General features: G+C 40.5%; 7 protein-coding genes and 1 pseudogene. 3 read left to right on the forward strand and 5 right to left on the reverse strand.

Going from position 1 to position 7,982, the window contains the following annotated elements; all coding sequences use genetic code 11:
* Positions 1-42 precede the first annotated feature (42 nt).
* The 3 genes and pseudogenes from DIS06_RS19745 to DIS06_RS19755 all read right to left on the reverse strand — a co-directional run.
* A pseudogene (locus DIS06_RS19745) lies at positions 43-429 on the reverse strand (UTP--glucose-1-phosphate uridylyltransferase); the annotation flags it as partial.
* A 321-nt stretch (positions 430-750) separates the two neighbouring features.
* On the reverse strand, positions 751-945 hold the full coding sequence (locus DIS06_RS19750; RefSeq protein WP_110114951.1) for a LytR family transcriptional regulator: 195 nt from the start codon (positions 943-945) through the stop codon (positions 751-753).
* 330 nt (positions 946-1,275) lie between these two features.
* Entirely contained in the window at positions 1,276-2,043 is a 768-nt protein-coding gene (locus DIS06_RS19755; protein WP_110114952.1) for a tyrosine-protein phosphatase, read from the reverse strand.
* 1,040 nt (positions 2,044-3,083) lie between these two features.
* Here DIS06_RS19755 and DIS06_RS20280 point away from each other — a divergent pair.
* The 3 genes from DIS06_RS20280 (at position 3,084) to DIS06_RS19765 (ending at position 4,455) form a co-directional block, all read left to right on the forward strand.
* The gene (locus tag DIS06_RS20280; RefSeq protein WP_162596045.1) at positions 3,084-3,275 is read left to right on the forward strand and encodes a hypothetical protein; all 192 of its coding nucleotides are present in this window, start codon (positions 3,084-3,086) and stop codon (positions 3,273-3,275) included.
* Between the two features lie 252 nt (positions 3,276-3,527).
* On the forward strand, positions 3,528-4,160 hold the full coding sequence (locus tag DIS06_RS19760) for an HNH endonuclease family protein (RefSeq protein ID WP_110114953.1): 633 nt from the start codon (positions 3,528-3,530) through the stop codon (positions 4,158-4,160).
* 52 nt (positions 4,161-4,212) lie between these two features.
* Entirely contained in the window at positions 4,213-4,455 is a 243-nt protein-coding gene (locus DIS06_RS19765; protein ID WP_110114954.1) for a hypothetical protein, read from the forward strand.
* Positions 4,456-4,539: 84 nt separating this feature from the next.
* Here the strand turns inward: DIS06_RS19765 and DIS06_RS19770 are convergent, their stop codons facing one another.
* The gene (locus tag DIS06_RS19770; protein ID WP_110114955.1) at positions 4,540-6,663 is read right to left on the reverse strand and encodes an SA1320 family protein; all 2,124 of its coding nucleotides are present in this window, start codon (positions 6,661-6,663) and stop codon (positions 4,540-4,542) included.
* Between the two features lie 14 nt (positions 6,664-6,677).
* Positions 6,678-7,622: a DUF1672 family protein gene (locus tag DIS06_RS19775; protein ID WP_239422170.1), complete on the reverse strand. Its 945-nt coding sequence runs from the start codon at positions 7,620-7,622 to the stop codon at positions 6,678-6,680.
* Positions 7,623-7,982 lie beyond the last annotated feature (360 nt).

Here is a 7,982-nt window from a genome sequence, read left to right on the forward strand (position 1 = left end):
TCATAATGGGGAATTTCATTTCGTTGAAATTGGGGAAATTTGAATCGTTGTTGACAATGGTTCGTTGCCGATAAATTTACGTGCACACCATACTGCATGACCTAATCCTTTTGGGTCTTTTTGACGGATGTAGTGAATGTCTACTTTTGATGATTCACGTACTTTTTCAAGTAAGTCGTATTTTTCTTTTTCGACTAAGTTTTGTTCTAACTCGAATGAGTTGTCGAAGTGATCTTCAATCGCGCGTTTTCCTTTACCGGTTACGATGATGATATCTTCAATGCCAGACTCAATCGCTTCTTCAACGATGTATTGAATCGTTGGCTTGTCGACGATTGGTAACATTTCTTTTGGCATTGCTTTTGTGGCGGGTAGGAAGCGTGTTCCTAGTCCCGCCGCTGGGATGATGGCTTTGCGTACTTTGTTCATACTTAGTTCCCCCTTGTTTCTATCTTTCTTCTATTTATTAACCGTTTCGTTCTCTCTTTGTAGTAAGGATTGTACTTGCTCCGTCAAAAACTGCATATACGATGTGAGGTTCATGTTGTGTTCGGCGCTTCCTTTTGTGCATGCCTCCTGTAAGAGGGAGACCCATCTTTCCTTTTCTTCGTTTGACATCAACCTTTTCCCCTTCACATTTTTTATGCTCTTAGCTTTTTTCATTGTACTTTTTACGACCAGGCTCTAGTAAAATCACAATATTACTTTTCTTACTAAACGTTACTTTTTAAGTATTGTTTTTAATCAGTCTTACTTAATAAGCCTGTCTTTACTTTCTCCCTCTATCTCTCGTAACCGATGTGTAATCGTCGTGTTGATCATTTTTTGAATGCGAAGCAATTGCTCGGGTGAGGCGTCTTGCTTCATGTAGCGAATGGTTTGTTTGACCGATTTTGGCAACAAATCAAATTCTTTTTTTCTGCTTTGTTGGATCGTGTAGCGCATCCCAACCCCTCTCTCTTTCTATTATTTCTTTACATATGGTTGCTGTTGAATGACTGGATCGTGCGTAAATCTCTACGAAGCCACTATTTTCAATAACTGCTTCGTAGAGATTCACTTATAAAAGTTCGGGCATCTAACCCACCCTCACACCATGCCATTGACAACTTGCGCGTCTAAGGTAAATCTTCATCTACCCACAGCATAGCCGAGTATCTCCGTTGATAATGGTTAGGAGACATCACCAGTTTTTTCACTGTTTAACTTTGTATCAAAATTTATCCAACCAAAAAGACAAAAAAGAGATGCTTGCCTTTTTGGGACAAACAATCCTTAGAAGATTCCTAGAAACTTCTTTCGCTTTATTGGTTGTGGTGATTCAATGAAACATGTTTTTCCATCGACAACGGATGCTGCATTTTCATGGAACATGTAAACGTAATCGATTCCGTATTGCTTCTCAATTTCTTGAAAAGCTGCTTCCATACTGAATCCTCGACTTGTCACATTATGTGCATCAGATGCAACAAAATGAGTGAGGTTCGCATCTATTAATTGATGGGTAAATTTTTGAATCTTTTTCCCAAATTGACCTGTGACACTCGATGCCGTGATTTGCGTCAGTGCTCCTTTTTGAACAAAGCGATAAAGCAAATCAGGTGCTTCCATTAACTGACTGTTTCGTTCAGGGTGTACAATGATAGGTGTTAGGTGGTGTGACTGAAGGTCATATATCAACTGATCTGTATACCGAGGTACTTGACTAGAAGGAAATTCAATAAAGACGTATTTCCCTGTATTGTTTAGTGATAAAATATGATCTGCTTTGTAATCGTCTACAAGTTCTCCATAAATGCGTGGCTCTTGACCTGGTAAGATCGTAATTGGTAAATTGTGTTGTGAGAAATAATCATTTAGTTCTTTGACTCTCTCAATGATTACGTTTTTCTCATTTTGATATTGGCGGTTTTGATGATGAGGTGTCGCAATAATGGTATGTATCCCTTGTGCTACCGCTTGCTTAGCCATCTCTAGTGCATCTTCTTTCGTTTGAGCACCATCGTCTAAGCCCGGAAGTATATGACAATGTAAATCAATCAATGTTCTCACTCCTATTACCTAAGACCTACTGACTTCAAAATGTTAACATAGTCTTTTTTGGTCTGTCTATGACTAATATTGTCGAAACTCGTCACTCTTCATTTATTAGAATATTATTAATCATTTTACAAAATAATAAAATTATCACTCATTCTAAAACACTAGCTTTTGTAATGTTTTTGTAATACTTCACTATTATATACAGGAAAGTTAGGTGATTTCCAATGAAATTACTACCAAAATTGCCAAGCAATGATAAACAATGCCCCTAATATAAGGGTGAATCCATTCACTCCGACATTGTTAGCGCTTTCTTGTCATTTCACCTTTCCATCTAGCAGGAAATCACTAGTCTTTAAGTCTTTTTAACACTAGGATTAAAGCCATTTCTATTACGTATCCAACTATATATTAGTCCAATATAACTATTCTTTCTTTTTACTCTCCGCTTTTTATTCTACTATTTATTGATCTCGATTCACGAACTTTTCAGACCTCATTTCCTGCTTTTTACAACTTTTTACATCATGTTAGCATGTAACGACTAATTCCCTTCCTACAATAGCACGATAGATTGACTCTTTTTGGTCATTCTGAAAAGATTTACTGTTTTATTGGTCTATGTGACGGAGGTAAGTCTTCTTACGAAAAACAAATTGCCCCTTACACGTTGTTCGTTTTAACTAGTGGTGGGCAGTGAGCCTCCACTGTTCTTGAACAAGTTCTCTTTCACGAACTCAATGTCAGAACCACACTCTTTTTTAAAAAGAACGACCAAAAAAAAGAAGAGAGTGGGACATAACGAAATGATTCCTTCTCAAAAACGAACAATACCGTTTCTGTCATCGTGATGTTACAACAACAAGTTCATTCCATTTCGCTCCACTATTCTTTTAAACTTGTTTTCTAATCAAAAAAAGAGGCGACTCTCAGATCGAATTTATTCAACCTTTTGAGTCAGCCTCATTTTATCGACTGAAACACTTATGTCCTAGCCTCTTCTTTTTCGTTACTTCCGAAAAAACCGATACAGCATGACAATGCCTTGTGCGCGCGTTAGTGGTTCAGTCAGTCGTTCTCCATTTGAAATGCCGGTTTTCTTCGCCCATTGTGTCGCTTTGTCTAGTTCAGCGTTTGATGTAGGAATGGCTGTTGCATCTAGGAAGGTGGCAATGGCTTTAGCGTGGGCTTGTCCGACTGCTTCAATGAAAAGAAAGATATTGCTTTCGTAGGATAATTTTTTACATCATTTTAACTTGTTAAAAAATTCATTCTTGTACTATGATTTTAATAGAAACACACGACAAGTTGAGCTGTTTTTGTGAGAACGACTGCGATGTCAGACATAGCGAGTTAAGTTGAGTTTCCCCTTTAGGTTGCTCCTTCCGTTCACTCTCACTCACGTTCTTAAGAAAGATCCACTCTTTATGAACATCTTTTTTACAAAGGTGTTGATATACAAACCAACCATACAGGAGGCTATTATGCTGAAAAAATCAATGTTGCTTGTTTTTGCGTTTGTGTTGTCCCTTACTACGTTTCTTTCTGATCTTCCAACTGCCTCGGCACTTCCGCCTGGCACACCGTCTAAATCTGCTGCTCAATCACAACTAGACTCGCTCACTGTCAAAACAGAAGGTTCGATGACAGGGTATTCGCGAGAGCAATTTCCTCACTGGATTAGTCAAGGAAATGGATGTGATACACGCCAAATCGTGCTTCAACGCGATGCAGATTATTATAGTGGCAATTGCCCTGTTACGTCTGGTAAGTGGTATAGTTACTTTGATGGTGTGACCGTATACTCCCCTTCTGAAATTGATATCGATCACATCGTTCCGTTAGCCGAAGCGTGGCGTTCAGGTGCTAACACATGGACGACGGAACAACGTAAGCAATTTGCGAATGATTTAAACGGTCCACAACTTATCGCTGTTACAGCTAGCGCAAACCGCTCAAAAGGTGACCAAGATCCATCTACATGGCAACCAACGCGTACAGGTGCAAAGTGTGCGTATGCAAAATGGTGGATTAACACAAAATACAACTGGAATTTAAGTCTTCAATCATCAGAAAAAACAGCTCTACAAGGCATGCTGAATAGCTGCTCGTACTAAGTGTCGTCATAGTCATAGTCTAAGTATTTCATAACCGAAAGGAGTCATCACCATGGAACAAAAATCGTCCATCTTCACTGCCACACACGGCGTCATGACCGCTGAAGTCGGCGTCATCAGTGGCGAACTCGAATTGCGTACCACGTGCGATGACAACGGTGTCCTTACACTCGCCATCACCTACGTAGGCGCAGCCGAATGGTACCACCTACCAGGCGACGAATACCGCCTCCACGACCCACGCGACCACGAAGTCGTTCATGACATGTTGGTGAAGGTGTTAGAGCGAGGGTAGAGATTGGGGGAGAACCACCTTTTTGGGTGGTTCTTTTTCTTGTCAGCCCACAAAAAAAACCGAGCTCAGCCCACAGCTCGGTTCCTAAATCGTCCCGCGATTTACCTGTTCATGCAACACACCCATGTTGCTTTTTACTTTTTGCGACACTTCACAGAGTGCTTGAATCGCTCCTGCTTTGTGGTCGCCTAGTTGATACACGACGTCATCAAACAGCATTTCCATCTCTTTTAAAATCGCAATCGATGCCACGTTGTAGAGGTGAACGTTGTAATAGCCGCTGTTGTTGAAAAGAGCGGTTTGGACGTACGGTCTAAAGTTATCAAGAAGTGTCGGGTATCCGACAATCAACCCAGTTAACCCTTTTCGAATTCCTTCAACCGTCCCTGCTAATTCATCTAATGGCTCAAGGGCACTGGCAACTGCCTGCCTAATTTCATCATCGTAATCTGAAAATAAGCCGATTAGCTTACCAGGAATGGTGTAGTCTAAGGCAAAGTTCGCTGCTTGTTTAATCGCACCTGACAACAATTCGAGTGCAACTTCTGTACTCAACACCATTTGTTGTAACCTTGCTAAAATCGGTAAAATCAATGTTTGTGTCGAAATGGTAAACGCAGTATAAGCCGTATCCATTTGAATGTCTTTGATTTTCATTTTTAGCTCCATATACGGAGAGTCTTCTAATTGGTACGCGTTAGTACCTTGAACCGATACCTCGTTTAGCTGTGAGAACCTTGTTTTAATCGACTGCCCTAACGCGTGATCTCGCTCATAAAACGCCGAAGCAACGTCTTTTACTTGTTTCTCGTATTCTCCAATATGAGAAAGCAATGTATCTCGGTTGCTGTTGACGATGTTGTAATGTGCATTTAACTCACTCACAACCGCGTCATACCACATCTCTTTTCCGCCTTCAAACAGCTCTGGAATTTTATCAGACATGACCGTAATAAGCGTTCTTGAAAGGTCTTGCACGTCCGCTCGCACATCATTTAAAAAGCCACGTACCTCACTAAATGCATTTCCAAATAAGCTTTCCGCACTCACATTCACTCGTAAAAGATGTTCAACGAGTTCAGCCGGTGGTGAGTTAAGAAGTGCATTCAACGACTGAGCACGACTTTCGGCTAAGTTAACGAGTGACACTAAGTGTTCAATTTCAGCGGCTAACCGGTTACTCAGTGACGTAATCCCCGCAAATAACGGTTCACTTACGAGGTTTTCAAACATGTCTTGAAAAATCTGTTGAAGTCGCGTCAAACGTTCGTAGTAACGACTCGCTTCATCATCGACAATGGCAACGGAATTCCCAAGGTACTCATGCGCTAAATTCAATCGCTCGACCACATGTGTTTGCAGCGACGAAGCAAGGAGCTCTAAGTTTTCTTTATTAATCTCAATGCGCTCTGAATAGCCCCCATAAAGTGGCGCACCTGTCCAAATGCTTGAGACGATATGAGCGTCGGCATCAATGTAAATTTTCCCGTACCCAGGCTGTCCCACTTCACCAATTTCATAATATTGACGACCATCTTTTTCTTTTAAGTAGCCAGTGTGATTCGTTGCCAGGTGTTCAAATCCAGGAATTCCATTAAAAATTTCATAATGTTTACCCGGAATGCGGTGATCGAGCTTTAACGCAATCAATGTTTGCGTCAGTACATCATAACTACTAAAATAGTTCGTCACGTTGTCATACGTTTTCGCAGGGTCCATCATTCCATCTGGTAAAAGTGCAGGGTTAAGGGTCACAGCTGTGACATCAGGGTTTGCCACCCCAACCGCTCCCGCTAAGCCCCCACCAAGAGAGTTTCCAGCCACAGACGAAACACCGCCGACACTGGCGTACTTCTCATTCATCTCGGTATAGTATTCTTGTGCAGCCGTTAACTGAGGAAGCGTTAAATCACTTAATAGCTGAGCATCCGTCAGAATATCCTGCTTTCCATATGTTCCATGCGCATCCGTCCCCACATACACAATCGAAATCTCTTTCGTTTCCATGTTCACAACCGTCATCGCATCGAGGCCGGTTGGGTCTGTATAGTGAGCATGTACAACTCGATAATCAATACCATTAACCAAAAGAACATCTTGTTCTTTTGGGTACATATAAGCATGCAAACCTGCTAGTTCTACTAAATCTTTATGATTATGAGCTGTACTATCTTTAGAAATTGTTGGTGAATCCTTATGTGTGTTCATTTTATTCACCTGCTTTACTGTTTTATTATATAATCTGGAAACGAACGTTCTAATGAATTATCTTTCGTTCCATCACCACTTTGCTTATCAATGAAATGATCATTAAGAAAAACGCTATAAGACCCTTTAGGAATAGATGCCATCTCTTCAAGGTCTTTTACAACTCGATTGAATAGTTCTTTATTTGGTTCTGCCTTTTTGTCACCCATAAAAAATTGAATCGTTATATTGAAGTTATTTGAGTTAAACTGATTTTCATCGTACGCATCTCGTAAATTCTCGACACGTTCATCAGGATTACGAATGTAACGTTCATACACAGGTTTAATTGCCTCTTCTTTACTTGTCATTGAGATAAAATAATAAGGCGTCATAAACCCTTGCCCTCCCACGTTTTGGAGCGCTTCTTCGGTTTTCCCTGTTACTTGTCCTTCTTTTGCTAGCGATTGAAGGTAACGATCGAGGTTTTTAAATTCATCTTTGAAAATCATCGCATACAATCCGCCTTTTATTGCGTTTTCTACCTGAAATTCATCTGCCCATATCTCATCCGTTTTCACTTGCTTTTCTTTTACATCAATTGGCACAACCGCATACGTATAAAAATGAGGTTCACCTTTGGACTCCACAAATACCGTAGCTCCATCTTTAGCTCCCACAACGTTATGTACAATTACGTCTGTCTTATATGTTTCTTTAAAAAATGTGGTAGCTGCTTCTTCAATTTGCGGAAGATGTTCGTCCGCCATTTTATCCGTTTCGTTCCCATACGGAAGTGCGTACCCTTCTCCTTTGTAATCCTGTACACTTACCATCGGCTCTTCAGACGATGCAGCTTGTGTTTCGGTTACTGGTTTACTCTCTTGATTCATATTCGTACTGTTCATATCAGAGCATCCTCCAAGTATTAATGAAATTCCTACTGTGCAAAGCAACGTTTTTGAATTGATTACCATCATATTCTAAGTCCTCCTTGAAAGGAATGAACGCTTCAAATGTCTATCCTAATTTTAACGAATACAGTTAGATTTTTACAGATGAAACGTGAGGGATGAGCTTTTTTGGGTAAAAAGACAGGGGGTAGACAGGAAGGATAGATTAGAAAAACCACCAACATTTGTTCGTTGCTGGTGGTTTTATTTGACCATTTCTTTTGCTACAAAGCTTATGTTTCCGCTGACAAGTTTATCTAAATATCACTACCACTCCTCAACTATATCTTCTATTCCATTGGGTTTGTACATTTCCTTCTTCAGCGAATCAGTCAACTACCCGCCACTTAACGCTCTTGCGAGCTGTTTGAAGTGGGGGCTTGCGTC

Origin of the sequence: Bacillus sp. CGMCC 1.16541, assembly GCF_003184905.1 — a bacterium.
In the GTDB taxonomy this organism is placed as follows: domain Bacteria; phylum Bacillota; class Bacilli; order Bacillales; family Bacillaceae_H; genus Priestia.

Excerpts from the sequence above, each read along its gene's own strand:
- DIS06_RS19760 (WP_110114953.1), top strand. The coding sequence starts at position 3,528 with ATGCTGAAAAAATCAATGTTGCTTGTTTTTGCGTTTGTGTTGTCCCTT.
- DIS06_RS19750 (WP_110114951.1), bottom strand. The coding sequence starts at position 945 with ATGCGCTACACGATCCAACAAAGCAGAAAAAAAGAATTTGATTTGTTG.
- DIS06_RS19765 (WP_110114954.1), top strand. The coding sequence starts at position 4,213 with ATGGAACAAAAATCGTCCATCTTCACTGCCACACACGGCGTCATGACC.
- DIS06_RS20280 (WP_162596045.1), top strand. The coding sequence starts at position 3,084 with ATGCCTTGTGCGCGCGTTAGTGGTTCAGTCAGTCGTTCTCCATTTGAA.
- DIS06_RS19775 (WP_239422170.1), bottom strand. The coding sequence starts at position 7,622 with ATGATGGTAATCAATTCAAAAACGTTGCTTTGCACAGTAGGAATTTCA.
- DIS06_RS19770 (WP_110114955.1), bottom strand. The coding sequence starts at position 6,663 with ATGAACACACATAAGGATTCACCAACAATTTCTAAAGATAGTACAGCT.